The following is a 1,779-nucleotide window of genomic DNA, read 5'->3' as shown; positions in this document are numbered from 1 at the left end:
CCGTCTCGGCCAGCGCCAACGCCACGACACCCGGCCCCGCATCGGGTTTGGCGCGCAACGCGTCGACGGTCACCCCACCGCCCTCGATCGCCTTGCGCCGCAAGGGTTCCGCGACCAGATTCGCCAGCGCCAGCGCCTCCGGCGGATTGCGCCAGCTGGTCAGCAGCGCCAACGTGGGGGCCGGGACGCCAGGAGCACTGGGAAAGTCGGTGGCGAACCGGGGCAGGTTCGCCGCGGACGCGCCGCGCCAACCGTAGATCGATTGCATCGGATCGCCGACGGCGGTCACGGCAAGACGCCGCGCGGCGCCCGGGGTACCCGGATCAGCGTGTGAACCGACGTGTGACGAGGGCGCGTCCCGCGTCGAGCGGACTCTGCGCGGATCATGCGCACCGGCACGCTGCGACTCGTCGTTTCGTATCGCCGGATCGAAGTGCGCGTCCTGCGCCGCACCGCGCAACGACGCCGTGTCCGCCCGCGACGAACCGGAACGCAAGTCGATCCCAGCACCGCGCGACGGTGCCGCGTTTCCCGGCGAAGAAGCCGAAACCCGCCCGTCCGCAGCGGGGTACGGCATCGGTCCAGCCGACTCGGACGCCCCGGACTCATGGCCGGTCGCACCGGCTTGCCGCGCCTGCGTATCCGGCGGCGGACCGGAGGGCACGTCCGCTGCACCCCGCGTCGAATCCGGTCCACGGGTATCCGTATGTGTCCAGGGACCGTCCTGCGGCTGCATATCGGAATCCGGATCGTGTGCGCCGGGACGGGTCGAGGTGTTCCCGGGACCCGACGCCGCCCCCGCTGTGTGCTCATGCTCGGCGCCGAACAGGGCCGCGAGCAGGACGCGCTGGGCGTGGCCGGTGTCCTGGTATTCGTCGAGCAGGACCAGGCGGAAGCGGGCGCGTTCGGCGGCGGCTACCTCGGGGTGTTCGGCGGCCAGGCGGGCGGCAAGGGACATCTGCGCGCCGAAATCCAGTGCGCCGCGGCGGCGCAGCGCCTCCGAGAGCTCGTGCACCAGCGGCAGCAGCGCCACCCGTTCCCGCTGCACCTGCACGATGTTCAAAAGGGTTTGGCTCGGACCGCCGCGCTGGCGCGGACCCGCGGGCAGCGTGTACACCAGCTTCTCCAGCTCGGTGTGCGCCTCGGCCAATTCCTCGGGCTCGACCAGGTGCTCGGCCAGCTGCCCGGACAGCGCGAGCACCGCCTCGGTGACCGACACCGGCGTGCGATCGGTGTCCAGGTCGCCGTCCCAGGTCCGGACGACCTGGTGGGCGAGCTGCCAGAGCTGTGTCTCGGTGAGCAGCGTCGCCGAGGGCTCCACCGGGAGCAGCAGCCCGTATTCGGTGAGCAACCTGCCCGCGTAGGAGTGGTACGTGCTGATTTCCGGTTCCGCGCCGGTGAGCTCCCCGCGCAGCTGACCGGTCGGGTCGAGTTCACGCAGCAGCGGCGCACCGGCAAGCCGGGCCAGCCTGGTGCGGATGCGGGTGGTCAACTGCTGTGCGGCTTTACGTGTGAAGGTCAGGCCCAGCACCTCGTCCGGCCGGACGATCCGATTCGCGACCATCCACACCACACGCGCGGCCATCGTCTCGGTCTTACCCGCACCCGCGCCCGCGACCACCAGAGTCGGACCCGGCGGCGCCGCGATCACGGCCGCCTGCTCGTCGGTCGGTTGTGGCAGGCCCAGTGCCTGCGCCAGCTGGTGCGGTGTCACCCTGCCGCCGGTCACGACTCCGCCTCGCTGATGCTCAGCTCCGTCGTGCGCGAGGGCGCGCTGTC

General features: G+C 71.7%; 1 protein-coding gene. It reads right to left on the bottom strand.

All coding sequences use genetic code 11. The features are described 5' to 3' along the window. Nucleotides 1–1,729, bottom strand: a 1,729-nt coding sequence (locus NA4_RS37990; RefSeq protein WP_157129577.1) for a UvrD-helicase domain-containing protein, incomplete at its 3' end; no start/stop codon positions are given. Nucleotides 1,730–1,779 lie beyond the last annotated feature (50 nt).

Origin of the sequence: Nocardia amamiensis NBRC 102102 (assembly GCF_001612745.1) — a bacterium.
Lineage (GTDB): Bacteria > Actinomycetota > Actinomycetes > Mycobacteriales > Mycobacteriaceae > Nocardia > Nocardia amamiensis.
Note: the sequence above shows the minus strand (reverse complement) of the source record. Positions and strands in the feature narration are given on the sequence as shown.